At 45.0% G+C, this 25994-nt stretch carries 29 protein-coding genes; 7 read left to right on the top strand and 22 right to left on the bottom strand.

Annotated features, from left to right (window positions below):
• Window positions 1-165 precede the first annotated feature (165 nt).
• Genes EDD67_RS05105 through EDD67_RS14215 form a run of 5 tightly spaced genes read right to left on the bottom strand, consistent with a single transcriptional unit; the run spans window position 166 to window position 4507 of the window.
• A complete protein-coding gene (locus EDD67_RS05105) occupies window positions 166-1848 on the bottom strand; it encodes a formate--tetrahydrofolate ligase (protein ID WP_121438851.1) in 1683 nt (560 codons plus the stop codon).
• Window positions 1849-1866: 18 nt separating this feature from the next.
• Complete coding sequence (locus EDD67_RS05100; protein WP_121438852.1) at window positions 1867-2427, bottom strand: 2-oxoacid:ferredoxin oxidoreductase subunit gamma family protein; 561 nt, start codon at window positions 2425-2427, stop codon at window positions 1867-1869.
• On the bottom strand, window positions 2428-3183 hold the full coding sequence (locus EDD67_RS05095; RefSeq protein ID WP_121438853.1) for a thiamine pyrophosphate-dependent enzyme: 756 nt from the start codon (window positions 3181-3183) through the stop codon (window positions 2428-2430). It lies immediately after the preceding gene.
• Window positions 3180-4253, bottom strand: a complete 1074-nt coding sequence (locus EDD67_RS05090) for a 3-methyl-2-oxobutanoate dehydrogenase subunit VorB (protein ID WP_121438854.1) — start codon at window positions 4251-4253, stop codon at window positions 3180-3182. Before EDD67_RS05090 ends, EDD67_RS05095 begins: the two co-directional genes overlap by 4 nt.
• Before the next feature lie 44 nt (window positions 4254-4297).
• Window positions 4298-4507, bottom strand: coding sequence for an ATP-binding protein (locus EDD67_RS14215; protein WP_121438855.1), 210 nt, complete (start codon window positions 4505-4507; stop codon window positions 4298-4300).
• A gap of 170 nt (window positions 4508-4677) precedes the next feature.
• Between EDD67_RS14215 and EDD67_RS05080 the strand changes: the two genes are divergently transcribed.
• Window positions 4678-4890: a hypothetical protein gene (locus tag EDD67_RS05080; protein WP_123875804.1), complete on the top strand. Its 213-nt coding sequence runs from the start codon at window positions 4678-4680 to the stop codon at window positions 4888-4890.
• A 207-nt stretch (window positions 4891-5097) separates the two neighbouring features.
• Here the strand turns inward: EDD67_RS05080 and EDD67_RS05075 are convergent, their stop codons facing one another.
• From EDD67_RS05075 to EDD67_RS05060, 4 genes are read right to left on the bottom strand one after another with little or no spacing between them, the layout of a single operon-like run.
• Entirely contained in the window at window positions 5098-5361 is a 264-nt protein-coding gene (locus tag EDD67_RS05075) for a hypothetical protein (protein ID WP_093071566.1), read from the bottom strand.
• Window positions 5345-5956, bottom strand: a complete 612-nt coding sequence (locus EDD67_RS05070) for a CPBP family intramembrane glutamic endopeptidase (RefSeq protein ID WP_121438856.1) — start codon at window positions 5954-5956, stop codon at window positions 5345-5347. The genes EDD67_RS05075 and EDD67_RS05070 overlap by 17 nt, the downstream gene beginning before the upstream one ends.
• A gap of 6 nt (window positions 5957-5962) precedes the next feature.
• Window positions 5963-7486 carry a RecQ family ATP-dependent DNA helicase gene (locus EDD67_RS05065; RefSeq protein ID WP_121438857.1) on the bottom strand — a complete coding sequence of 508 codons (1524 nt, stop codon included), beginning with the start codon at window positions 7484-7486 and terminating at the stop codon, window positions 5963-5965.
• 26 nt (window positions 7487-7512) lie between these two features.
• Complete coding sequence (locus EDD67_RS05060; RefSeq protein WP_121438858.1) at window positions 7513-8574, bottom strand: YpbB family protein; 1062 nt, start codon at window positions 8572-8574, stop codon at window positions 7513-7515.
• Between the two features lie 236 nt (window positions 8575-8810).
• Here EDD67_RS05060 and EDD67_RS05055 point away from each other — a divergent pair, with 236 nt between their 5' ends.
• The gene (locus tag EDD67_RS05055; protein WP_093071571.1) at window positions 8811-9059 is read left to right on the top strand and encodes a ferredoxin; all 249 of its coding nucleotides are present in this window, start codon (window positions 8811-8813) and stop codon (window positions 9057-9059) included.
• A 48-nt stretch (window positions 9060-9107) separates the two neighbouring features.
• Here EDD67_RS05055 and EDD67_RS05050 read toward each other — a convergent pair whose 3' ends face one another.
• Window positions 9108-9752: a Crp/Fnr family transcriptional regulator gene (locus tag EDD67_RS05050; RefSeq protein WP_093071572.1), complete on the bottom strand. Its 645-nt coding sequence runs from the start codon at window positions 9750-9752 to the stop codon at window positions 9108-9110.
• A gap of 10 nt (window positions 9753-9762) precedes the next feature.
• Window positions 9763-10470, bottom strand: a complete 708-nt coding sequence (locus EDD67_RS05045; protein ID WP_093071674.1) for a FadR/GntR family transcriptional regulator — start codon at window positions 10468-10470, stop codon at window positions 9763-9765.
• A gap of 249 nt (window positions 10471-10719) precedes the next feature.
• Here EDD67_RS05045 and serA point away from each other — a divergent pair, with 249 nt between their 5' ends.
• Window positions 10720-12339: a phosphoglycerate dehydrogenase gene (gene serA / locus EDD67_RS05040; RefSeq protein ID WP_121438859.1), complete on the top strand. Its 1620-nt coding sequence runs from the start codon at window positions 10720-10722 to the stop codon at window positions 12337-12339.
• Between the two features lie 161 nt (window positions 12340-12500).
• Window positions 12501-13301, top strand: a complete 801-nt coding sequence (locus EDD67_RS05035) for a SurA N-terminal domain-containing protein (protein WP_158638139.1) — start codon at window positions 12501-12503, stop codon at window positions 13299-13301.
• A 56-nt stretch (window positions 13302-13357) separates the two neighbouring features.
• Here the strand turns inward: EDD67_RS05035 and EDD67_RS05030 are convergent, their stop codons facing one another.
• Window positions 13358-13915 carry a cob(I)yrinic acid a,c-diamide adenosyltransferase gene (locus EDD67_RS05030; protein WP_121439164.1) on the bottom strand — a complete coding sequence of 186 codons (558 nt, stop codon included), beginning with the start codon at window positions 13913-13915 and terminating at the stop codon, window positions 13358-13360.
• Between the two features lie 133 nt (window positions 13916-14048).
• On the opposite strand from EDD67_RS05030, the gene EDD67_RS05025 reads away from it, so the two are divergent.
• Complete coding sequence (locus EDD67_RS05025; RefSeq protein ID WP_121438861.1) at window positions 14049-14567, top strand: MogA/MoaB family molybdenum cofactor biosynthesis protein; 519 nt, start codon at window positions 14049-14051, stop codon at window positions 14565-14567.
• 67 nt (window positions 14568-14634) lie between these two features.
• Here the strand turns inward: EDD67_RS05025 and EDD67_RS05020 are convergent, their stop codons facing one another.
• The 8 genes from EDD67_RS05020 to EDD67_RS04985 all read right to left on the bottom strand — a co-directional run bounded on the left by EDD67_RS05020 (window position 14635) and on the right by EDD67_RS04985 (window position 23328).
• Complete coding sequence (locus EDD67_RS05020; RefSeq protein ID WP_121438862.1) at window positions 14635-16413, bottom strand: ATP-binding protein; 1779 nt, start codon at window positions 16411-16413, stop codon at window positions 14635-14637.
• Window positions 16413-17129, bottom strand: coding sequence for a response regulator transcription factor (locus tag EDD67_RS05015; protein WP_093071576.1), 717 nt, complete (start codon window positions 17127-17129; stop codon window positions 16413-16415). The genes EDD67_RS05020 and EDD67_RS05015 overlap by 1 nt, the downstream gene beginning before the upstream one ends.
• Window positions 17130-17302: 173 nt before the next feature.
• Entirely contained in the window at window positions 17303-18487 is a 1185-nt protein-coding gene (ccsB, locus tag EDD67_RS05010) for a c-type cytochrome biogenesis protein CcsB (protein WP_121438863.1), read from the bottom strand.
• Entirely contained in the window at window positions 18468-20144 is a 1677-nt protein-coding gene (gene resB / locus EDD67_RS05005; RefSeq protein WP_121438864.1) for a cytochrome c biogenesis protein ResB, read from the bottom strand. Before resB ends, ccsB begins: the two co-directional genes overlap by 20 nt.
• 15 nt (window positions 20145-20159) lie before the next feature.
• Complete coding sequence (gene resA, locus EDD67_RS05000) at window positions 20160-20687, bottom strand: thiol-disulfide oxidoreductase ResA (RefSeq protein ID WP_093071579.1); 528 nt, start codon at window positions 20685-20687, stop codon at window positions 20160-20162.
• A 105-nt stretch (window positions 20688-20792) separates the two neighbouring features.
• Window positions 20793-21512, bottom strand: coding sequence for a pseudouridine synthase (locus EDD67_RS04995; RefSeq protein ID WP_121438865.1), 720 nt, complete (start codon window positions 21510-21512; stop codon window positions 20793-20795).
• 123 nt (window positions 21513-21635) lie between these two features.
• The gene (locus EDD67_RS04990; RefSeq protein WP_121438866.1) at window positions 21636-22319 is read right to left on the bottom strand and encodes a formate dehydrogenase subunit gamma; all 684 of its coding nucleotides are present in this window, start codon (window positions 22317-22319) and stop codon (window positions 21636-21638) included.
• Window positions 22300-23328, bottom strand: a complete 1029-nt coding sequence (locus EDD67_RS04985; RefSeq protein ID WP_121438867.1) for a 4Fe-4S dicluster domain-containing protein — start codon at window positions 23326-23328, stop codon at window positions 22300-22302. Before EDD67_RS04985 ends, EDD67_RS04990 begins: the two co-directional genes overlap by 20 nt.
• 211 nt (window positions 23329-23539) lie before the next feature.
• Here EDD67_RS04985 and EDD67_RS04980 point away from each other — a divergent pair, with 211 nt between their 5' ends.
• Together EDD67_RS04980 and EDD67_RS04975 are read left to right on the top strand one after the other, a co-directional pair.
• Entirely contained in the window at window positions 23540-24100 is a 561-nt protein-coding gene (locus tag EDD67_RS04980) for a hypothetical protein (protein WP_121438868.1), read from the top strand.
• A 42-nt stretch (window positions 24101-24142) separates the two neighbouring features.
• The gene (locus EDD67_RS04975; RefSeq protein ID WP_123875803.1) at window positions 24143-24364 is read left to right on the top strand and encodes a hypothetical protein; all 222 of its coding nucleotides are present in this window, start codon (window positions 24143-24145) and stop codon (window positions 24362-24364) included.
• A 206-nt stretch (window positions 24365-24570) separates the two neighbouring features.
• Here the strand turns inward: EDD67_RS04975 and scpB are convergent, their stop codons facing one another.
• Window positions 24571-25170: an SMC-Scp complex subunit ScpB gene (gene scpB, locus EDD67_RS04970; protein ID WP_121438870.1), complete on the bottom strand. Its 600-nt coding sequence runs from the start codon at window positions 25168-25170 to the stop codon at window positions 24571-24573.
• Window positions 25157-25921, bottom strand: coding sequence for a segregation/condensation protein A (locus EDD67_RS04965; protein WP_121438871.1), 765 nt, complete (start codon window positions 25919-25921; stop codon window positions 25157-25159). Before EDD67_RS04965 ends, scpB begins: the two co-directional genes overlap by 14 nt.
• Window positions 25922-25994 lie beyond the last annotated feature (73 nt).

The raw sequence follows: 25994 nt of genomic DNA, 5'->3' as shown, positions 1-25994 counted from the left end.
GATTTTATTGCAGCTCGATTTTAAAAATCATGTTAGTACACACTATTCCTTCGATAACAGTATATAGCAGAAACGCTTATACAACAAATAAATACAAAAAAGCGGACGTTTCGCCCGCTTTCATAACAAATCATGCCTTAGAGGAGACGTTAAAACCCCGCTTTTTTAAAACAACCCGACTGTTTTTCCGTTTTCATCAACGTCCATGTTCATTGCCGCCGGGCGTTTTGGCAGTCCCGGCATCGTCATGATATTTCCTGTCAGTGCAACGAGAAACCCGGCGCCGAGTGAAGGACGAAGTTCACGGATATGAATAGTGAACCCTTCAGGCCGCCCGATTTTACCGGGGTCATCTGAAAGTGAATATTGCGTTTTAGCCATACAGACGGGTAAATCCGTCCAGCCGTTTTCAGCAAAAAAATCCAGCTGTTTTTCCGCTTCTGCAGAAAACGTAGCACCGTTTGCGCCGTAAACGGTCCGGGCAATTTTATTGATCTTCTCTTTGACCGGCTCTTGCAATGTATACAGCGGTTTAAAGCTGTGCTTGCTGTTTTCAATTTCAGATACGACCTTAGAAGCAAGGTCTTTGCCGCCTTCTCCTCCTTGCGCCCATACATCAGCAAGCTCAACGTTGATACCTTGATCTTCACACCATTGCTTCAATGTCTGTATTTCTTCGTCAGTGTCGTGAACAAACTTATTGATTGCGACGACGTGCGGAAGATTGTAAGCCTCGATCGTTTCAACATGTTTTTTTAGGTTCGCTAATCCTTTTTTCAACGCTTCAACATTCTCAGCCTTAAGATGATCTTTTGCGACACCGCCGTGCATTTTCAATGCGCGTACGGTCGCGACAATGACAACAAGACTCGGATCGATCTCTCCGGCCCGCGTTTTTATGTTTAAAAATTTCTCCGCGCCTAAATCGGCGCCAAATCCTGCTTCTGTAATAACATAGTCCCCCAGCTTGCGGGCCATATTTGTAGCGGTGACGCTGTTGCATCCGTGTGCGATATTCGCAAACGGCCCCCCGTGAATAAGCGCCGGGGTGTTTTCCAATGTCTGCACTAAATTAGGTTTAATTGCTTCTTTAAGCAAAACTGTCAAGGCGCCTTCTGCTTCAAGGTCGTGCACCGTAATCGCTGCCTGATCAGCTGTATAACCGATAACGATCGCCGCTAACCGTTTTTTTAAATCCGACAGACTGCTTGCCAAACAGAGAACTGCCATAATTTCTGAAGCTACAGTGATATCAAAACCATCCTCACGGGGCATTCCGTGGAGCGGACCGCCCATGCCGACTGTAACGTTGCGAAGAGCTCGGTCATTTAAATCAACGACTCTCTTCCAGGTTATACGGCGGACATCAATACGAAGTTCATTTCCGCGGTGGATATGATTGTCGATGAGCGCCGATAACGCATTGTGCGCGGTAGTTATCGCATGAATATCTCCTGTAAAGTGCAGGTTTATATCTTCCATCGGCACAACTTGAGAGCGGCCGCCCCCGGCTGCCCCGCCTTTGACCCCCATTGTCGGACCTAGTGACGGTTCGCGCAGAGCTATCACGGTATTTTTGCCGATTTTATTCATCGCTTGGCCGAGACCGACCGTAACCGTTGATTTGCCTTCGCCTGCCGGTGTCGGATTAATCGCCGTCACTAAAACTGTGTGTCCGTTCGGCTGATCCTTCATGCGATCCATAAAAGAATACGAGATTTTGCCTTTATAATGACCGTAAGGTTCCAGTTCATCTTCTTTGATTCCAAGCCTGCTTGCAAACTCTTGAATCTTGATCATATCAGCCTCTTGAGCGATTTCAATATCTGATTTCACTTCGTTTACCATTTACAACATCCTTTCCGGTTAAATAATCGGGAATGTAAAATTAATTTCAGCCGCACGTTCCCCGGCTTGCAAGGCTGCTTCATTCATGGCGAGTAAATGCTGTTTTTCACCGCCGAACACATCTGCCAAACCTTTAGTTAAATCTTCACGGCTGATCAAACTTGTCATTTGCACAAGCGCGCCGAGCAGCACGATGCCGCTGACCCGTTCATTGCCGATTGCAGCTGCAATCGATGAAGCCCCGATCTCAGCAATATAAAGATCCTTTCGCTCCACCTCTGATGTAATACAGTCGCTGTTTATCAGCAAAACCCCGTTTGTACTTATTTTCGGAAGAAATTTCTCTAAGGAAGGGTCATTAAGAATCACGGCGTATGAAGGGACAGAAACAATCGGTGAATCAACGGCATCATCGGAGATTACAACAGAAACGTGAGCGGTTCCCCCGCGTTGTTCCGGTCCGTATGACGGCATCCAAGAAACCTGTTTGCCGGCATGCATGCCGGCATAGGCCAGCACCTGCCCGATTGACATAACCCCTTGCCCTCCGAAGCCTGCAATAATGATCTCTGCTTTCATTCACTGCACCTCTCGATCTAATGTGTTTTTATAAACACCCGGCGGATAAGCAGCTGATAAATGCAAACTGAGCCAATTGAGTGAATCTTGCGGACTGAGCCCCCAATTCGTCGGACACGTTGAGAGCAGTTCAACAAACGTAAAACCTGCTAAATCTTTTTGAGCTTTAAACGCGCGTTTTAATGCTTTTTTCGCTTGCAGCATATGTTTTTGATCGTGTACAGACACCCTTTCAATATATCGCGGTCCATCGAGTGTCGCAAGCATTTCTGCCACACGAATCGGTGAACCCTCCGATTCCGGGCTCCGCCCTTCTGGTGTCGTCGCTGTTTTTTGCCCGCTTAACGTCGTGGGCGCCATTTGTCCCCCGGTCATTCCGTATATCGCATTATTAACAAAAATAACGGTAATATTTTCGTTTCTCGCCGCAGCATGAATAATCTCGCCTATTCCAATCGATGCCAAATCTCCGTCCCCTTGGTACGTAAAAACGATTTTATCATCTGACAGAGCTCGTTTAAGTCCTGTTGCTACGGCTGGAGCCCGGCCGTGGGCCGCTTGTGTCATGTCACAATTGAAATAGTCATACGCTAAGACGGAACAGCCGACAGAAGCAACGCCGACTGTCTGTCCAATGAGAGATAGTTCTTCCAGCACTTCCGCTGTCAGGCGGTGAATAACGCCGTGAGTGCATCCGGGACAATAGTGAGTAGGTTTATCCGTTAATCCGGCGGTCTTTGTAAAAACTGGTTTCATTTTTTCGGCACTCCTTTCGCATTTTCGATAATGACATCAAAAATCTCCTCCGGATCCGGTACCGCCCCGCCCATTCTGCCGTAAAAGACGACTTCGACACTTGAATTGACAGACAGCTTAACATCGTCAATCATTTGGCCCGCGCTCATTTCAACAACTAAAATTTGATCTGTCTTTTCACATAAAGCACTGTACGTCTCGGTTGGAAAAGGCCATAACGAAACAGGGCGGATAAGACCTACATTCACACCTTCTGATCGGGCATGTTTCACCGCACTCAACGCCGTTCGGGCAACCGATCCGTAAGCTGTAACAAACCAGTCGGCATCTTCAGCAAAATAAACATCAGCCTGCTGCTCTGATTGATTAATCAGCTGATATTTTTCTTGCAGTTTGAGATTGCGTTTTTCCAGCCCTGAAGCATTTAATTCAAGCGAAGTTACCGACCGCGGCGCTCTGATACCGCCGGTCCCCTGCAAAGCCCAATCATTATGTGATTCAGTTTGCACCGGCGTGCTGCTCTGTTGAAAAACAACCGGCTCCATCATTTGCCCTAAAAGTCCGTCTGTCAGTAAGACGACCGGTGTTCGGTAAACATCAGCAAGCCTGAAGGCTTCGGCAGTCAGCTCGATCGTTTCTTGTAACGTGAACGGCGCCAAAACAGGTGTATAATAATCACCGTGACCGCCCCCTCTTGTCGCCTGAAAATAATCCGATTGAGCCGGCTGAATATTACCCAGCCCTGGACCGCCGCGGGCGACATTGACAATCACAGCCGGCAGTTCAGCGCCCGCAAGATAACTGATCCCCTCTTGCTTTAAGCTGAAACCAGGACTGGATGATGACGTCATCGCCCTGACACCTGCCGATGCCGCCCCGTAAACCATATTGATCGCTGCAACTTCGCTTTCTGCCTGTACAAACGTCCCGCCTTCCTCCGGCAAACGTTTCGCCATATATGCAACTAGCTCACTTTGCGGCGTGATCGGATAGCCGAAAAAATGATAACACCCTGCTTGAATCGCAGCTTCACCGATCACTTCATTGCCCTTCATAAGTAATTTTGTCATATTTCCCACTCCTCAGTCTGGTTGCTTAAGATAAACCCGATAAGCTATTGCGGACGGTACACGCTCAACGCCGTGTCAGGACAAATTCGTGCACAGGCTGCGCAGCTCGTGCACCGGCTTTCGTCTGTCATCTTTGGAGGGTAGTATCCTTTTGCATTTGCTTTAGCAGAAAACTGCAGAAGTGAAAACGCGCAGGCATGCAAACAAAGCCCGCACCCTTTGCACCTCTCTCTGTTCACAACGACTTTTTCCATCGCCACCCGCTCCTTGCCAAAATCTTATTTAAGCTAAATATAGTCCGTGTATTGTTAGTATACTACGTTTTTGAAAACGCTTTCAATAAAAGGTAAATTCTTTCATCAAAATGTAAAAAATAACAAAAGAATTCGTTTATTCAACGAATTCTTAGAGTGTTGACAAAGTCATGACATCGATCGATGTCCTATTAAAAGGAACGGATGACGACGCATCGTTCGGCTTCTTTCACCTGAAGGTATCACTGCGACATCAGCTCAATAAGACTTCGCCGTGTCTTACTAGTCCGCGGGCGAGCGCCGAGCCGCTTCGGGCTGATGCCCTGCAGGGTCTCGCTATCCCGCACGAGAAAGCCGGAATGCTGGGTTATCCTCTTTTTTGAAGCGAGTGTATTCATAAAAAAGAAACCATGCATCCACTCCTCCGACGCCTCCGGGAAAGCAAGAGACGAAGATCCGTATTCGGCGGTCTCAGGCCGCCGAATACTAGCTGAGTCCTTGCCCGGGGCAAGCGGAGGGTAGTGGTTGCGCGGCTTACGTCAAAATAATAATTTGTCTACATTCTGAGAATTCTTTTATTCAACGAATTCTCAGATTTCACTCCAGACCGGGTACGACAGAACGACACCTATAATAAACAGAAAAAGAATCAGCCATATTCGGACAAGCGGAAGCCGAGACGTTCCGCCTCTGAACTCGCTCTCTTCAGATTGTCCGCCAGCAGCTTGCTCCTCGTTTGACTGCTTTTTTTTATGCCGGTGCCGTTCTGTTCTCGAAGGAAGTTCAGCTGCGCTCCATTCATGATCATAAACGTCTTTCGCTTCGTTTTGACGGCTTTCAAAGTCCGTTGGCATCCCATTTCTCCTTTCGTCCGTGTAAGGACTTGTGCTTGCTTTTAATATAAAAACCGAGCAGCATATCGATGAAAATATGCGCTGTAATAACCGTCAATAAATTCCCTGTGTAAATATATAGTAGTCCGAGGGAAAAACTGAGCACGACAACCGTCGTAAATAAGACCGGTTTTGCTAAATAGCGGATGTGAATCAGTGCGAAAGCTGCCGATGCCAAAACAAGGCCGAATTGTTCTTGCAGCACTGCACGAAAAAGAACTTCCTCGCTAAAGCCGACGATTACTGAAAGCCAAACAATATGAGCCGGATGACGGCGGGCAAACATCCGCATATTGATGCCTCCGTCATCCAGCCATGATGACGGCAAGAGCTGATACATCGCAAGTTGAAGACATACCACTATTAAAGCAAAGAAGATTCCGGCGGTCAAATCGGCCCTGCTCCATTCGATAAGGTTGATGAAATGAAGGACATCGCCGAAAAACCATCTGCTTAAAACAGCTGCCGCTGTCAATATAATAAGCTGTGATACGTATAAATTTAACAGCAATTCTTTATCGGTCATTCGCTGAACAAGTTCTGCCTGTTTGTTCATGAGCTGTCAAGTCTCCTCGCTTTGCCGTAAGATCGTCTGCAGCATATTGCGCCAAGATCCGGACCCGTTTACCGGGGCACTATCGGTTTGAAATGAGCCGGCGTTCATTTTCGCATCAACCTGACTATTCGGATGACAAACATTACAGCATAAAGACAATTGACTCTCTGGTTCTTCATTAAAATAATCTCGGATCAACGCACGGATACAAGTATCTTTGTTTAAAAATTCCTGCATTTTCTTGTATTGACGCTCCTTTTCAAACCGGCGCCGCCGGAATCGTTCGAGCAAACGCTCTTTTATTTCTTCCGTCTGAACAGTATAATCCCATTTCCCCTCCTTAAGGGCGCCGGCTTGCTCCAAATAAAAATGTAGCATGCGATGATAAATATCTTCTAAACCGGCCAATTCTGCCGTTTCATTCCAGAAGGGACGATGATACAGTCCGCCTGGAAAAATACTTGCAATGATTCGGCTGTCGGGCAAATCCCTTTGCAGCATTCTCAATGATAAGCGGACATCATCTCCAGCAACAATCATTTTTGCCGCGCTTTGTCCGCCGTCACGTCCTGCGCGCCCCGTTTCCTGAAGATACTGTTCAACCGATTGCGGCAAATATAAATGAATAATCGTTCGGATGTCAGATTTATCAATGCCCATTCCAAACGCATTTGTCGCACATATCATGTCCAGTTCATCATTTAAAAACTGTTGCTGAATCATGATCCGATCTTCTTTTGACACTCCGCCGTGATAGTAAGCAGTTCGCAAACCGCCCGTCTTTGCTGCAAGGTGCGCATAGTCTTCAGCGTCTTGTCTTGTACCTGCATAACAAATCGCAGGTTGGGCGAATCCTTGCAAATATTTAACAAATTCACGCTGTTTTTCGTACTCATTTTCGCACGTGTGCACTTGCAAAAAGATATTTCCCCGATTGACAGGGGCCCGAAAGCGCTCGGGACGGACCATATGCATTTTTGACACGATATCTTCCTCAACTTCTTGTGTAGCGGTTGCAGTCAGCGCTAAACATACCGGCTGTCCTAAAGATTTCCTCACATCAGCAAGCCGAAGGTAATCGGTGCGGAATTCATGACCCCACTGCGAGATACAATGGGCCTCGTCTACGACGAAAAGCGATACTTTCCTTGCGGCAAGCTTTTTCACAAGCCACTGCTGAGAGAGCATCTCTGGTGATACAAACAAAAGGGACCATCTATTTAAATGTTTCAAAACAAAGCGCCGCTCCTCGTTTGATAAGAGACTGCTGAGATGGGCGGCATTTTTTTCGCCTTTTGACCTCAGCTGAATAACTTGATCTTCCATCAAAGAAACAAGCGGTGAGACAACAATCGTGAGTCCCGTCATTAACTTGGCAGGAAGTTGGTAACACAAGCTTTTCCCCATCCCAGTTGGTAAAAAAGCGATCGTATCGCTTTCAGCTAATACACTTTCAACCACTTCTTTTTGATAAGGACGAAAGGAGCGGTAGCCGAAATGCCGCCTAAGTTCGTTTTCCAAATCACTCATCCGTTCAGGCCTCCTGTTCGATCACGTCAACTTCTTCCCGATTTTATCGCCAGTGCCAGCCTGATCTGAAAATAGGTTATTCCGTCAGGCAGGTTTTCCTTAATCGTTTTGAGCCTGGAAGTCCCGAGGTCGGCTGCTTTGTTTGCAGCCATAGTTATGACCTCGTTTGTTATATAATCGGCCGGATCAAATGCGTCGTCGTGAAGGGCAATTTCAACAACATGATCTTCAATCGTCGATAATTTCAGACCTCTAGTTGCAGCAATCTCCCTTAACATCTTGCCGGCTTTTATGTACTCATGTGTTTTAGCCGCTGTCTCCGTTACAGACGTCTGGTTCGGAATAGCCGGAACAAGTCTTTTTAATAAAGGAAATGACTCGCTCTCCTTGGCACTGAGCTGAATCATTTCATGAATGATTCCCCTGTGTAAAAAATGAATATAAAGCTCATCTTTCCCCTTCTCTGCTGCCAGCTGCGTGTATGTCTTTCCCGCCGAAAATGCTGATGTTAATCGGCGGACAAATATTTCTGCTTCTTGATCGGAAAACCTTGTCAGCACTGATTCAACCTCTTGATACAATTGCCTGCTCTGTTGATCTTTGCTGTAAGAACTGTGATTCAATACGGTTTTGACATCGCGCTGAACAGTATAATCATAACTGACAGGCTGAAAAAAACGGATATCGTATTGAAGATTGCCCAACGTTTGAATGAGCAGCCGAAGCCGCTGCCAGAAACCGTTCGCTGCCGAATGCCACTCGTACGGCATCCCGTGGTAAGTCGCCGGAAAAGGCACATCATCCTCGAGTTCTTGGAAATAACGGACTCCTTCAGCAGTAAGATGATGGGTATCTGCCGGCCCGCTTCGAATACAGCCGCGCTCTTTTAAAGCTGAGACAATACTTTCAATGTTAACTTCAGGCGCATCTTTTAACGAAGCCGTTATGCGCTCGCATTGAAAAAAGCGGACATCTTGAATTGTCTGCGCAGACCGTTTGCCTTTTAATATATGCTTCACGCCATTTAGCGATCTTTCAGCACCGGCTGATTGAATCGCCGCAAGCAATAATCGTTCAGCACTTTTCAATCCTTCTCGCCCCTCTCTGCAAACTAAAGTTTACTACACTGACTGCAAGATTGCCAAACGTCCGCAAAGCCCGATGTGATAAGGGTTCTCAATTACTATTTTCTATTGAAAAGTACTGTGATAACCTTTACAATAAAAACAGATAGAACATACTTCATCTTACGAAGCTGTTCTAGAAAAAACCCCTGATACAGAGAGAAAAGGGTCGGAATATTAAATTATGGGAGGTTATATGTATGGCAAAGTACACTATTGTCGACAAAGACACATGCATTGCATGCGGTGCGTGCGGAGCAGCGGCACCGGACATTTATGATTATGATGATGACGGGATCGCTTGGGTTATCCTCGATGATAACACTGGAACGAAACCTGTACCGGAAGAGCTTTATGAAGACATGGAAGATGCTCTTGACGGGTGCCCGACAGATTCAATTAAAATTGCTGAAGAGCCGTTTGACGGCGACGCTCTGAAATTCGAATAGATTTCATTCAAAAACCACCGGCTGATTGACGGTGGTTTTTTCTTTACATTACGGTTGAAACTTTTCTTCATCGATAATTTCAACACAATCTTTTCGAACCTCAAGCCAGCCGGCGCGCTCCCACTTTTTCAACTGCCGGCTGACCGTCTCTCTCGTCGCCCCGATTATATTGCCGATTTCTTGATGCGTTAAATCAATTCTTTTTCCTTGGACGTCATATAAATGACTGAAAGCCGAGTGCAGACGGGAAGAGACGTCTAAAGAGAGCACTTCATTTAACTTTTTTTGCAAGTAATGCAATTTATGATTTAATACCTGGATCATTCGGATCGCCATTTCCGGACGGTTATAAATCAGCTCTTCCAAGCCCTGAACAGGAATCGCCAACACGCGAACCTGCTTTTTCGCCTGTGCAGTGCCGGGATAAGGCGTTTTATCAAACAAACCTGCATGCGGGAACACTTCCCCTTTTCCAAGAACATTGATTAAACTCTCATCGCCGTCTTCGGTAAGTTTGCTGATAAGCATCGTTCCTTCACCGATCGCATAGAAGCTGTGTTTTTCATCTCCTTCATGAAAAAGAATTTCTTTATCTTTTAAGCGGACCTCTCTGCTCATTTCGATAACGGAACGAACATCCTCTTCCTGCAGACTTTCAAACATTGCTGTATTTAACAGTTCTTTTTCCCACATTTATCGTCTCCTATTCTCTCTCCTCTTTAAGAAAAATCTCCTTTTCCACGCCGGCTAGATGCGTGTACATCGCTTCATAAGCTGCGGAACTGTCTTGAGCTTTAATCGCCTCGAATATTTGTACATGTTCATTGTACAATTGTTTCATCTTTTCTTCGTCGGTATACAAAAAAAGCTGACGGGCTTCTTTCATCGATTCTTTCACCGTTTCTGATATGGTTTCCATTAACCTTTCCAGCATCGGGTTTTTTGCTGCAGCTACAATCGCCATGTGAAAGCGAATATCAGCTTGTTCACCGAGTACGCCGTCGCCCTCATTTAATTTCATTTCATCCAGTATAGTCTGTAAATTGGTCAAATCGTCTTCATCGCGGTTGCTTGCAGCCAAAGCGGCCGCGCCTGTCTCATTTAATTTGCGCACTTCAAAAAGCTGAATAAGATCGTTTCGCTCCATCACATTCGGAATCATCTCTTTCGAAACATCGACGATGTGATGTTTTACAAACGTGCCTTCACCTTGGCGAATTTCTATCAGCCCCATCGCCTTCAAGGCGCTTAACGCCTCTCTGATCGCCGAGCGCCCGACATCAAAGTCTTCAGACAGTTTTTGAACAGAGCCTAAGCGTTCGCCGGGTTCATAATCTCCATTAACGATCATTTCCGTTAATTGTTCGGCGACAATTTCATATATTTTTTTTGTTTTCACTTGTTTAATCATATGCGTTACCCCTTCCAAAATCGTGCTCAGACTTTGACTCGACAGCTCTTTTACGTAAATTGTATCTTGAATGCGCCGCCGTTGCAATTCACAAAACAATCACTTCCTGAATTCACCATCTAACATCCTTCATCAAAGGCTCGAGAAGCAAACGCTTACATAATATTGTGAAAATTTTTAACACGTTACGGTAGTAAATTATCAGAATTCCGTGTTAATATTAACAAATCAGAATATTATGATTGGGAGATGAGCAGAGTGGAAGTTAAAGAAGCTGTTAAAAGTGAAAATCAATTATTTACCGTATTAGTATCTGACCAAATGAGTGAAAAGGGTTTGCAGCCTGTGATGGAAAGTGATGTTGTCGAAGTCGTTCGTGAAAATATTCACAGCACTGCAACGCCGCTTGCAGAAGTCGATGCACTTTTAATCCGCAGTGCCACGACTGTCACTAAAGAGCTGATTGAACAAATGCCGAACTTAAAAATCATCGGCCGGGCCGGTGTCGGCGTCGATAATGTCGATTTAGACGCTGCAACAGAAAACGGTGTCGTCGTCGTAAATGCGCCGGACGGCAACACGATTTCGACGGCAGAGCACACGTTCGCCATGCTTGCGTCGCTCGTCCGCAATATTCCGCAGGCAAATCAATCGATGAAAGAAGGCAAATGGGATCGCAAATCTTACCAAGGAACAGAACTGTACGGAAAAACACTCGGCGTCATCGGCTTTGGCCGAATCGGCGCAGAACTTGCTGCCCGCGCTCGAGCGTTCCGCATGAACGTGATCGCTTATGATCCGTTTTTAACTCAGTCGCGCGCCGAAAAAAATCGCGTAACACCTGTCGAACTGGATGAACTGCTTGCATCGAGCGATTTCATCAGCCTCCATACACCGCTGACGAAGGAAACGAAAGGCATGATAAACGCTGAACGTATTAATCAAATGAAAAACGGCGTTTACATTTTAAACTGTGCCCGCGGCGGGATTATCGATGAGGATGACCTGTATAATGCAATTGAAAACGGTCCTGTCCAAGGTGCAGCCGTTGATGTTTACGAAGACGAACCGGCTGATAATCACCCGTTAACGAAATTGCCGCAAGTGATTACAACCCCGCACATTGCCGCTTCCACAACAGAAGCGCAAACAAACGTAGCTGAACAAGTGGCGATTGAGGTGCTCGGTTATTTAAACGGTAAGCCTGCACCGCACGCGTTAAATCTCCCTTACTTGGATGCTGACGTCTTTGAAAAGCTGTCGCCGATCACTAAATTAACCCGCATGCTCGGTGATATGTCATCACAGCTCTTCCGTGAACCGGTGAAAGCGATAAAGATCAGTTACGCCGGCGAACTGTCGCATCAAGATACCGGATTATTTAACCGCAGCTTTTTGGCTGGTTTTTTCCGCCACCGAATCGATGCATACGTCAATGAAGTCAATGCATCCCACGTCGCTAAAGATCGGGAAATCAATGTCTCTGAAACGCACGAGACAGAATCGAGCGGATACTCAAACTTCATTGAAATTGAAATCAGCGGAGAAAAACGGACGCTGAAGATTTCCGGAACATACAGCAATGAATTTGGTCCGCGCGTCATCAAAATCAATGAATTTGCCCTGGACTTTCAGCCGTCGCACCATACGCTCTATGTCCAGCACAACGACCGTCCCGGAGTGATCGGCAAAGTCGGACAGCTCCTAGGAAAACATGACGTTAACATTGCTGCGATGCAAGTCGGACGAAGCTTTGAAGGCGGCAACGCGATCATGCTGTTAGGTACTGATAAAGAATGTGATCAAGAGGTTTTAAAAGCATTTGCCGAGTTTGAAGAAATTGTTTCTGTCTCAAGCATCGAACTTTAAGATATCGCCTGCACTCGCCGGTTAATTCCGGCGGGTGCAGAATTTTTTCTCCATATTTTTATAGAATTTAAAAATTGAATTGATCTGTTACGTTATGGTATGGTGAGATTTAATGCAAGTTATTTAGTAGTCAAGAAAGGTTGATGTTGAGGATGAAGAGAATGAAAAGCACTGCGTTGTTTGCACTCCCGTTATCTGCAATGGTAGTTATGACTGCTTGCGGTGACAATGGTGAAGATACAGCTGATGAAGGAAACGGCAACAATGAAGATAACGCGAATCTTCTAAATGAGAATGATGAACAAGAAAATGAAACAAATGAGAACAATGAAGCAAACGAACTGAATGAAGAAAACATTGAAGATGAACTGGAAGAAGGTATGGGCGAAGAAGACATGCCGGAAATGGATGAGTTTGAACTCGACATGGACCCAGACGAACCGGTTGCGACTGTAGACGGTGAAGAAATTACAGCAGCAGAACTTGAAGAAACAATGCAAATGCAAGTCATGCAAGCGCAAATGCAAGGGCATCAGTTAAGTGATGATGAGCTGGATGAAATGCAAGAAGATGTTGTCAATTTTATGGTTGATAACGAACTGATGGAACGCGCGACTGAAGAGCTCGAGCTCAGTGACGATGAGCGCGAAGAAGCGATCGAAGAATTAGAAAATTTCATTGGTGAAGATATCAATGCCATGCTTGAAGAACAAGGCATACCGGAAGAAGAACAAGATGAAATCATCGAGCAAGAAGCAAAAATGTTCCATCTTGTTGGAAACGTCGAACTGGATGATGACGATGTACAAGAATACTATGAAGAAATGACAGGCGGCCAAGAAGGCCAGGAAGATTTCGATGAGCTTGAAGACGAGATGCTTGAACAAATTGAATTTCAATTAAAACAAGAACATTTGGCTGACGAGCTGCGTGAAGAAGCAGACGTGGAGATCCTCGTATAATTATCCTTTCAATAGTAAGAACCTCGGAAACGATTGTTTCCGGGGTTCTTTTTGATTTATTTAAAAACGTTCTTTCCGCGCTCATAATAAATGTCTTCTTGCTCCCGTCGGACATTTACAGCTCTTGCTGCGGCAAAGAAAAAGTCTGACAGCCGGTTTAAATAGCGGATCGCCTGCGGCGGAACTTCTTCTGTTTCAGCGACATGCACAACGGCACGTTCCGCTCTTCTTGCAACCGTTCTGCAAATATGAAGATGAGCTGAAGCCTCTTCACCTCCGGGGAGAATAAAACGCTCAATCGGCGGTGCTTCATCCCAATAAACGTCAATTCTCCGTTCAAGATTTAACACAGCTTCTTCCTGTAAACTCCAGTCTGCTTTCCCCGTCACATTTGCCAAATCGCCGCCAAGATCAAACAGTTCATGCTGAATACGCAAGCCGTCCCGGTACATATCCGCAAATTCTTCGTTTTTTATAGCTGTCAGCGCTAAACCGAGCTGACTGTTTAATTCATCGACAGTGCCATATGCTTCAACCCGGTCGTTCGATTTTTTAACCCGGCGGCCAATCAGCTGCGTATCTCCCTGATCGCCGCTTTTCGTGTAAATTTTCATCGTTGTCATCATCCCTTCTTAAACCTCACTCGTTTGATTATCATAACATAGAAAAGCGCTTTGCTCTATTTGTCACGAACTGTGAAGAAAGATAAAATAAACGTTACGACAGTATATAAACGGAGGTTTTATCATGAGTGTGCATGAACATAAAACAGAAGCTCAACAATCGGTCGCTTGTATGATTTTAACTGTATCAGATACGAGAACAATCGCTACGGACAAAAGCGGTTCGATTATTCAAGAAAAGCTGGAAGAAAGCGGCCACCAAATATTAAGGCGTGAAATTGTGCAGGATGAGTACAGCAGTATACAGCACTGGATTCGTTACGCCGATCAAAAAGAAGAAATTGAAGCGCTGATCATCAACGGCGGAACCGGTATTACATTTCGCGACACAACGTTTGAAGCTGTTTCGGCCATGCTCGATAAAGAACTCCCCGGTTTCGGAGAACTCTTCCGCTATTTGAGTTTTGCAAAAGACATCGGTCCAGCAGCTATGCTATCAAGAGCAGTTGCCGGGGTACGAGGCAAGACAGCTGTTTTCTCAACCCCCGGTTCAAGCGGCGCTGTCAAATTAGCGATGAATGAGCTGATTATCCCTGAGATCAGTCATTTTATGCGGGAAATTTACAAAGACGCCAGCCCGTGAAAATAATCGTTTGTCTGCAACCAGGGATCCAGTGAATATCACTGGATCCCTGCAGTCTGTTTTTTAATTAATTGAGATCTTCATTATCCGGAATCCAGACAGAGAACGTCGTCCCCTCACCCACCTTACTGTGAGCAGAGACTTTCCCGCCATGAGCCTGAACAATATTTTTAACAATCGCAAGGCCGAGGCCGGTTCCTGTATTTCCGCGCGTGCGTGCTTTATCAGCTTTGTAGAAACGCTCGAATACAAACGGAAGATCTTCTTCATTTATTCCTGCTCCCGTATCTTCAATATCTATTCGCACTCCGGCATTTTCCGGCAGGACACGAAGTGTGACTGAACCGTTTTCTGATGTATGCCGAATCGCATTATCAGTCAAATTCGTTAAAACTTGTTCCATCCGGTCTGAGTCTGCGTTCAGCTTATATTCACTCGGCTGAATATCGCCGATTAATTCAACATCATGTTCTTTTGCCACACCTTGAAACTTTCGCAAAATCCGTTCTGCAAATTCGGTCATATCCAACTCTTCATAGTTAAGCTGAATATGCCCCGCTTCCATCCTCGCAATATCTAACAGCTCATTGACGAGCCTGCCGATTCTTAACGATTCATCATGGATAATTTGCGCCAACTCTCTTTTTTCTTCATCGCTTTCAACGACATCATCGACAATCGCTTCACTGTAACCTTGGAGCATTGAAATCGGCGTGCGCAATTCATGAGAAACATTGGCGAGAAAATCTTTACGCAGCTTATCATGAAGTCTTTCTTCAGTCATATCCCGCAGAACAGCAACAGCGCCGCGGATATGTTCTTGATCATGCAGAGGCGACATCAGCATCGCCCATGTGCGGCCTTGGACATCTACTTCACCCATTTGCTCTTTTTCTTCAGAAACAACTTGTTGAAATAAATATTGCAATTCCGCCGGCAGCTGGCCGGATTCTTCAGCGTCATATCCTTGTTCATACAGCCAAGCCGATATAAATTCGTTCGCCGGGGGATTTGTCACCATCACACCGCCTTCACGGTCAAGTGTGATCACACCGTCGGCCATTGAACTTAATATTCGTGAGAGCTGTTCCTTTTCTTGGTTTAAAGCCGTTAAATTTGTGTTCAGCGCCCGCGCCATGCGATTAAACGCGATTGCCAGCAAACCGATTTCGTCATTCGTCAAAATCGGTACTTTCGTATCAAAATTACCTTTCGCAACTTGCAATGATGCATGGCGCATTTTCCTTAACGGAGCCGTAACACGGCTGGTTAAGAAGAAAGCGAAAACTGTTGTCAAAACAATCGCTATCCCGGCTGATAAAAGGATAATATTCGTTGTCTGATCAGCTGCTTCATCAACAACATCTAACGATTGATATAAATATAACGAGCCTTCTTGATTATCGGAGAACGTAAACGGCTGACCGACAATCATTGCTTCGTTATCAGCGTTGTCTTCCGTATAATCGCCGACGGTTACAACAGGATCTCGATCATTAATAACCGCTGACAGTTCTTCATCTTCAAAGAAAACACTCTCCGGTAAAAATAGACCGCCTTCATCTGATAAATACCACGAATCATCTTCATCTGCAATGATCAGCGCGTTCGTCCCGTAAGTTTCTGAAATCGTTTGACTCATGGCCCTGCCCATATCTTCTGTTTCTTCGTTTTCCAATACGGACACGATTAACGATGCATGATTCATTAATTCCTCTTCCGCCTGATCTGTATGAAAGCGGTCAAAGTATTGCAGGAGAAGAATCGTAAGTGTAATGAGTACAACGGAAACTAACAGCAGTATGGTAAACCATAACTTTCCTACAACACTTCGCCAAAAAAGCATTACTCTTCCACAGCCTCAAACTTATATCCGACACCCCATACAGTTGAAATCATATTGGCCGCCTCTGGGGAAACATTATTTAATTTTTCGCGCAGCCGCTTAACGTGGGTGTCGACAGTGCGTAAGTCGCCGAAAAAGTCATAATTCCAAACATCTTTTAACAGCTGTTCACGAGCAAAAACTTTATCCGGCGCTTGAGCCATATAATGAAGCAGTTCATACTCTTTCGGCGTCAAGCTGATATGATTGCCATCCGCTGTTACCCGGTGTGCGTCATTATCTATCGTTAAATGCGGAAAAACAAGCACGTCTTTCGTCGTTGTTTCGGTTTGCAAAAACTTCGTCGAAGACGCTCTTCTTAACAACGCTTTTACACGCAGAACCACTTCACGCGGACTGAAAGGTTTAACAATGTAATCGTCCGTGCCTGCTTCAAAACCATCGACTCGATTCGCTTCTTCTCCTTTTGCCGTGAGCATTACGACAGGTGTCGCTTTATGTTTTCTCAGCTCTTGGCACACTTCAAGCCCGTCCATTCCCGGCATCATTAAATCAAGAACAATTAGATCGTAATCGATATCAAGTGCTTTATCGAGCGCTTTCTCACCGTTCTCTGCATCATCAACCTGATAATTTTCTCTCTCTAAATACATTTTTAGAAGCCTGCGGATCCGTTCTTCATCATCTACTACTAAAATTCTTGCTTCTTCTGCCATTGTTGTATTCCTCCCTTAGTTCAATCACGGATTTCTTCAAAAATTCACCAAATGTTCTTATCTTGTTCACATTTTTTATTGTAACACGACAATTCCCCTTCGTGTACACATACGGATGCAGCAAAAATACAAAACAGGTCTCCGCAACAATGGCGAAAAACCTGTTTTGCTTCTTATGCATACGAATGCAACCCTGCGATAACTAAGTTAACAAATATCAGGTTGAACATGATTAATGCAAAGCCGATAATCAAAAGCCACGCACTCTTCTCGCCGTGCCAGCCTCGCGACAAGCGCAAATGCAGGTACGCCGCGTAAAATAAAAACGTGATCAGAGCCCATACTTCTTTCGGATCCCATCCCCAAAAACGGGTCCAGGCAATTTGCGCCCAGATCATCGCAAAAATTAATCCCCCGAGGGTGAAAATCGGAAATCCGATCGCAACAGCCCGGTAGCTGATTTCATCCACTGTCGTGAGATTCACATTTTTTACAAGCGGTTGAATCATCGCTCCTACAGGTCTGCGGAAACTCAGCCGCAACAGCCCGTATAGAAATAAACCGCCCATGACCGACCAGATCACGGTGTTTGCATCATTGCTGCGTACATTTGCCGGCATCTCAACCAAAGGCTCAAACCCTTGCTCAGTTATGAGTTCTCCTTCATTCGGGCCGAGTATTGGCGGGTAAAAATAGCTCAGTTCTGCTTCAACATTATTTTCATTGACATAAGAGAATTCAGCTTCATAACCGGCTGCACCGAACCCAAAGCCCAGTACAATATATGCAACAGCTGCAATCAAAGTAAATAGAATGAATTCCATGCTTTTGACTTTTTTCGTTTTTTTCGTAAAATCTATCATCGCTAACAAATAAATAAGACCGGCAACAAAACTGATTGCAAGAATGCCTTGACCGATCACCGTCGTAATGACGTGGATCGTCAGCCAATCCGATTGCAGCGCCGGGATGAGCGGTTCCACTTCGCGCGGAAACATTGAGGCGTACGCAATGATCAGCATGACGACGGGCATCGTAAACAACCCTAAATAATTGTTTTTATACAGCGGGTATATAATCACAAAAGCAAGAGCAATTGCGATCCCCAGTGCGGCAGTGTATTCAAACATATTACTGACCGGTGCAAACCCGGCGGCGATCCAACGGGCTGCAAAATACCCGAGCGATGTTAAAACAGCAAAAATGGCCGTAATATAACCAAGCAGAGCTGCACGGTTTTTCTCCGTCCCCGCCCGATCTTTAAATTTCCGGCCGGTAATAGATACTGCATAGAATACAGTCGATAGTAAATACAGAAAAAATGCTGCGTACAATAAATTACTGCTTAGTTGAGCCATTTTCGCTGCTGCCTCCTTCTTCTTCGTTTAGTTCTGCCTGGTCATCCGGATAAGGAAGTCCCGCTTGTTCGTGCGCATATTGAAAATCTTTCTTCAACGCATACCAATTTTTATTCGCATGTCCGGCGACAATGATTTTACCGTTGCTGTGCTGCGCCCAGATACGGCGGTGATGCCAATACGAACCTTGGATCAGCCCGATCATAAAGATTGCTCCCCCTGCGATTAAAAACGGCAGTGTACGGTCACGGCGCACGGTCAGCCCGGTGACATCAACCAAGTCTGCATCTGTTAAACGGATCGCATATTCATTGTCTTCGGTTAACGCTTCATTTAACTGCACACCTAAAAAGCTGATTTCGCCCGTTGTATCAGGGTCATCGGGATCAAGGTCCGGCGGAAAAACTTCAAATATTATTCGCGGATTGTCAGGGACCCGATTGATCGTCGTCGGTTCATTGTTCTCATCCATCTCAAAATTAGGGAAATATTCCATAATTTCCACGGTATAACCGTCAGCCAAATCATACGACATCGCAGGATCATTTAAATCGACTGTAAACTCCGTGCCGGCTATTTCTTCGTCATCAAGTTCAAGTGCAAATGTAAATTTCGAAAATTCATTCAGCTTGTAATCGACTTGATATAATGAGTACCCGTCGTATGTGAGCGGGTCATTCACGCGAATGTCATGGTCTTTAATTTTTTCTAGGTCGGTCTCGCTTCCGATCGTCCCGCCCGCTTCAGGTTTGAGGAGTGTTGCCTGTGTTTCGTACGTCTCGACAACGGGATCCTGCTGATTTTCTAAAGCTTCCTGGAACTGATCGTCTCTTTCATCATCATAATACTCGACAATAAATTCATTATTGTGTATATAGTACTCTCCGTCTGTCCCCTGAACTATTTCCGTTTCACCTTCACGGACCCAGACGCTTTCATCAACATACATTTCCGGGAAGAACCGAAGCATACCGCCGATTAAAAATATAATCAGACCGACGTGATTGACATAAGGACCCCAGCGGGCAAAACGGTTTTTCTCTGCCAAGAGATGGCCGTTTTCTCTGCGCACATTATACCGCTTCTTTTTTAATGCTTCCGCTGCCTCATCCAATTTTTGCACCGGATCCGCGTAGGTCTCTTCTGATACCGCATAAAGACGCTGACGCTCAAGAAATTTGCTGTGACGGGTCACCCGCTGTTTTCGCAAAGCGCGATAAAGCGGGACAACCCGGTCAAGACTGGCTATAACAAGCGAAATACCGAGAGCCGCTAAAATCAGAATATACCACCAAGAACCGTACAGATTATGAAAACCGAGCTGATAATAAAGCTGGCCGAGCGTGCCGTATTCCTGGTAGTAATACACTGATGGATCTGCAGCCGGAGGTATGTACATTTCCTGCGGAAAAACCGTCCCGAGCGAGGAAGCAATTAACAAAATGATGATGATCCAAATGCCGACTTTAACGGATGAGAAAAAGTTCCAAATTTTATCCACGACGTTTTTGCGGTATGTCTGTGAACGTCTTGCCGTTCCTTCATAGCGCATATTCGCCAGTTTACCTTCTTCTTCTTTTAACGGCTTCCCGCACGATTCACATAAATATGTTCCGTAAGGGTTCTCGTGGCCGCATTCACATTTTACTTTTTCCATTTTGATCCCCCGTTGTTATGATCCCGGTATTAAGCGGTCCAACGATGACAGCACCTGTTGTTCCGTTTGTGCCCCGACATGGCGTTCAATCACTTCGCCGTTTTCATCTATTAAATACGCTGCCGGAAGCGAGTGGACACCGTATTCATTGCTCACCAGCATGCCGCGGTCAATATACATATCAAAATCATAGCCAAACCGTTCTTTATGACGCTCTACTTGCAGAGTTGTTTCATCGACATTGACATGAAGCACTTTGACTCCTTCTTCTTCGTAGTCTTCATAATGGTCTTGCAAGTAACCCATTTTATCCCTGCAATACGTGCAATAGGTCGCCCAAAAATTGATATAAACACCGTCGCCGCGGTAGTCTGCCAATTCAATTTCGTCATCTGTCAAATTTTTCACAGCGAAGTTCGGCGCTTCATCACCTGCATCGACAAGCCCGCGTTCTTCAGAAAAATTAATGTACAACGTATACCCTACAGCCGCAATCATGACAGCTAAAATTGACAGCCGCATCATAAACCGGCGATTTTTCATTAGTTTACCTCCTAAATACACAACTATCATATCTGAAAACATTACACTGCTATATTAACACTATTTTAAAAATGTTAACAGTAAACAATCTGAACTGTTTTAATCTTAATTGAGCGCTTGATTTCGAAGCGCATCCACTTCTTGCTGCTCTAATTCCCGCCACTCGCCGGCATTCATCCCCTTCACATCAACCGGTCCTAAATGAATCCGTTTTAATTCCAAAACGGAGTATCCGAGAGCGTCAAACATGCGGCGAACTTGACGGTTTCGGCCTTCGTGAATCGTGATTTCAATTACAGCCGTCTTTTCTCCATAGTCCTTTTTCTTAAGGGATGCCGTCGCAGGAGCCGTCATGCCGTCTGCGAGATCAATTCCGGCTGCTAACTTTTCTAACGCTTCTTGAGCAGGAATTCCGTTTATTTTAGCAATATATGTTTTGGAGACGTGATAGGAAGGGTGCATCATCATATTCGCGAATTCACCGTCATTTGTAAGCAGTAAAACACCGGATGTGTCATAATCGAGACGGCCGACCGGAAACACACGCACATCGTTCGGCACATAATCTGTGACAGTTTTCCGGCCGCGGTCATCTGTAACGGCTGAAATGACGCCGACCGGCTTATAAAGCAACAGATATACCTTTTCTTCCTTATTTATTCTCACACCGTCGACTTTTATTTCATCTTTATCCGGGTCTACCTTCGTTCCGAGATCGGTGATTTGGTTACCGTTAACATAAACACGTCCATCTGATATTAAATTCTCCGCTTTTCTTCTGGAAGTAATCCCGGCTTGAGCTATTGCCTTTTGCAAGCGTTCCATTTTTTCACTCCATCTCAACCGAATGCCGTTCGATATTTGTTGAATTCAAACTAAAATTTTATCTTTTTTTTGACCGTATTACAAATAAAACACCTGTAGCAAGACAGGTGTTTTCAATCATCGTTACGATGTTTTCTTATTTTGATTTTTCTTCATTTCTTCGTACCATAAACTGTGGCGCTCTTCGACATACTCTTTATCAACTTTCCCCGTAAACATTCCCGGAAGCATGTGGCGGTTTGCTTTAAAAATAAACGCTGCTAAATGACCGATGATCGCCATAATAATCATAACGGTAGCAATATTATGGCCTGCCGCCATGACAACGAAAAACCAATTGGATGGCTGGACTCCGGCGATATTTTGATAAACTTTTGCTATTCCGGTCACAACGACAAGGAGCAAAGATACTGCAAAAAACGCATAAGCAAGACGCTGTTCCGGCAAATATTTTTCACTCGGCGGTTCTTCTTTTTTTAAGATCATTGCTTTCATGAGATGATAGGATGCTTTAACGTCTCCTTTTCTCGGAACAATGTCAAATTCTTTTCGCAATGCATGAAAAATAATATGATAGATCAAAATAAAAATTAGTACTGTTGCAAAAAGGTAATGAAGCCATAAAGTCACTTCATAATCTTGCAGCCATGCAAGAAGAGCGGGCGGATTCGGACCTAAATAACGTCCGTATAATGGCATTTGCCCTAAACCGGTAATAATAAGCATAAATATCGAAATTGCCGCAGTCCAATGAACAAAGCGGTTGGATAAGGGTTGACGAATCACTTTACTCCTTTTCTGATTCATCAATAATCACCTCCTTATTTTTGTCGCCTTTCATTGTCTTATACGCGGTAATCCCTGCTGCTGCTGCTCCGGCAAACGGTGCGATCGCCATCGCGAGTGTAAACCCGTGTGCTGTATCCAGCAAGTTATCAAATTCCGGTTCCATGTGCGGCCGGCCGGGCATGTTCTCCGGCTGTGCAGCTTTTTCTTTTTTAATCGCTTCATCAATTTTTTCGTAAGGGACTTCTGAAACATAAAATGTGTGTGTGCCGCCGTTTTCCATATCACCGTACACGTGGCCGTTCATTTGTTCAGCTCTTTGTCTCGCTTCTTGTCTGATGCTTTCTAACGGTCCGAAAGTGATTGCATCTTGCGGACAGCTCGTTTCACATGCCGGTCTCTCACCTATTGCCAACAAATCATCGCACATGTCGCATTTATACATAACACCGCCGCCGGCGAGCTGCGGAAGCAAATCTTTATAGATCCCGACACCAGCTTGGCGCTGCGGAATATCCCAAGGACATGAAGAACGGCACTTTGCACCGCCCATGCAAAAATCTTCATCAATTTCAACGGCACCCCGTTCACTCTTATAAATCACACCAAACGGACAAAGCTTTTGACACGTTGCATCATCGCAATGCATACATCGCCTTGGAACGTGGACTTTCTTTGACTCTCCGTTATGTTCAACGCTGACAGTATCAACAAACGTCCAATTGTATGGTGTTAATTGATCTGTTCGGTCTTGTTCGTTCGACCAGTCCTCATGATGATCCCGCGGCCAATAATCCATAATTTCGCCGGCGGGCTGTGGAAAGCGGTCAGCATTTTTCGTCTTGCATGCCGCGACACAAAGCGGCGTATCTTTATGCTCGCATCCGTCGCATTTGGTTAAATCAATGATTGAGCCAATTTGTTTGTTGCTTTCTCCCCCAGAAGCAACGGCCCACTTTGATTGCGTCGTAACGACTGCGGCTGCCGCGGTTGCTGCCGACGCCCGTTTTAAAAAGTTTCTCCGATCCATATTGGAATTCCCCCTCTGCTTTATACCCCTACCAGTATAGTATCGGTCGACCTGCTTTGATTCAATATATTTATAATGACAGTTTTGTGAACAATGGATTTTCAAAGAATCTTCCCTTAAACGATCGAACTGATTTAAAAATTGTATTAGAATGGAGCATACAGAACTCACCGATTAGTATTGTAAAAATTTTTAGGGAGAGGGAGAAATTATGACCATCGTATATTGGGGAACAGCGATTGGCGTTATGATCATACATATTGCTGTATTGACCTTATCTTTGCTCATCTATCGCCGGGTTCAGTCGCTCAGATTAAACACAGAAACCAAACCGTTAACCCCTGCGCAACAAACCCGTCCTGTTCAAGAAGAATTCCTTTCTAATGAAGCGCTCGATGCAGAGTGGAGAGAAGAAGTAAAACGTACTGTCGAATACCAATGTCTAAACATACGAAATGCAGTGTTTAAGCAAACGGTTGATATTCATCAACGTGAAATCGAACTAGCGCCTAAACATTTTTTGATAGACCGCGATGTTCTCGTTGACGTTTATTCCCGTAACGAACTGGCGATCATCGATGATTTCCTCCGCAGTTTTCACCGTTATCTGGAAGAGCATTGGTATACAACTGACCGTCAGCTAAAAAGTGTTTTCCCGGGAAGTATTTCAAACACACAGTCTGAAGCCGGAAAAGTTGTTTACCGCTCAAAACAGCTGACAGCTGAATTTGATCAGCTTCTCGCACAATTACGATTCACACTGCCGTCATGAAAAAACGCTCCATAAGGAGCGTTTTAGAGTGTTGACAAAGTCATGACATCGATCGATGTCATGTTAAAAGGAACGGATGACGACGCATCGTCCGGCTTCTTTCACCTAAAGGTATCACTGCGACATCGGCTCAAAAAGACTTCGCCGTGTCTTACTAGTCCGCGGGCGAGCGCCGAGCCGCTTCGGGCTGACGCCCTGCAGGGTCTCGCCTGTATCGCTATCCCGCAGGAGAAAGCCGGGATGCTGGGTCATCCTCTTTTTTGAAGCGAGTGTATTCATAAAAAAGAAGCCATGCATCCACTCCTCCGACGCCTCCGGGAAAGCAAGAGACGAAGATCCGGATTCGGCGGTCTCGGGCCGCCGAATACTAGCTGAGTCCTTGCCCGGGGCAAGCGGAGGGTAGTGGATTCATGGCTGACATCAAAATATAGTTTGTCTACAGTCTGAAACGCTTCATAAGGAGCGTTTTTTTAATTCTCATCATGCTGCTGTGATACGTCTTGTTGAAAGCGCTGAAAAAACAAATCCGCTTCCTCTTCAATCGTTTCGTCATTTGCCGTATCTGGAAGCGGCGGGAGTTCATTAAGTGAGCTCAAACCGAACTGATCGAGAAAATCTTTCGTTGTCCCAAATAAAATTGCCCGCCCGGTTCCTTCTGCACGTCCGACTTCTTTAATTAAATTTTTCGCCGCGAGCGTTCGTAAAGGCCGTTCAGACTTCACACCGCGAATTTCCTCAATTTCGATTCGCTGTATCGGCTGTTTGTAGGCAACAACAGCGAGGCATTCAAGCGCAGCTTGTGAGAGCGTCGTGGAAGACGGCGATTGTACCAGTCTTTTATAATAATCAGCGTGAATTTGTTTCGTCGTCAGCTGATAAGAACCTGCGGTTTCGACTAATTGAATACCGCGGTGAGATGATTCGTATAATGATTTCAACTCGGCTATATAAAATTTCAATGATTTTCGGTCGATTTGGAGCACGTCCATTAACTGCTTTTCATCTATACCTTCTTCTCCGCTGACAAAAAGCATGCCTTCAATCACCGCTTTAATTTCATGACTTTGCAAGCATCGGCACCTCCTGTTTAAATACCCATATATCCTGAAAATTCCCAACTTGCTTGCATATTACAGCATGCGATTTCATAAGTTCTAAAAGCGCTAAAAACGAGACAACACTTTCGTGCGGGGATGTCTCCCCGATTAACTGCGAAAAAGTGCTTTTGCCTTGAGATTTTTCCAAACGGAGCATAATTTGCGTCATTTGCTGATCAATCGGAATCGATTCCCGTTCAATCGTGGTAACATTCGGCGCTTTTTTTTCCGTTCTGACGTTCATTTTTTTATACGCTTGTAACAAATCAAACAGCGAAGCTTTCACCGATGGAGCAGCTACATTATGTTCATTGTCATCCAAAAGCGGTGTTAAATCTGTTATCGGTTTTGAATAAAGATTGCTCCGTTCTTTTTCCCGCTGTTTAAAATCTTCCGCCGCTTCTTTATATCTTTTGTATTCAATCAATTTCTCCATTAAATCTTGCCGCGGATCTTCTTCATACCAAGTCTCTTCATCGTCAAACGGTTCTTCCTCGACCGGGAGCAACAGCTGACTCTTCATATGCAGAAGCGTGGAAGCCATAACGAGGTATTCACTCGCGATATCTAAATGAAGCACTTGCATTGCATGAATATATGTCATATATTGCTCGGTAATTTCCCTTACAGGGATATCATATAGATCAAGATCGTTCTGATTGATTAAGTGCAGCAATAAATCGAGCGGGCCCTCAAAACTGTGGAGTTTGACACTGTATTGCATGCGTATCCCCCTTTTCTCTTTTCGTATTATATCACACTGAAACAGCTGGAAAAGGCCCGGTATATTCTTTTTC

It is taken from the genome of Salisediminibacterium halotolerans (genome assembly GCF_003814815.1).
Classification (GTDB): domain Bacteria; phylum Bacillota; class Bacilli; order Bacillales; family Salisediminibacteriaceae; genus Salisediminibacterium; species Salisediminibacterium halotolerans.
Note: the sequence above shows the minus strand (reverse complement) of the source record. Positions and strands in the feature narration are given on the sequence as shown.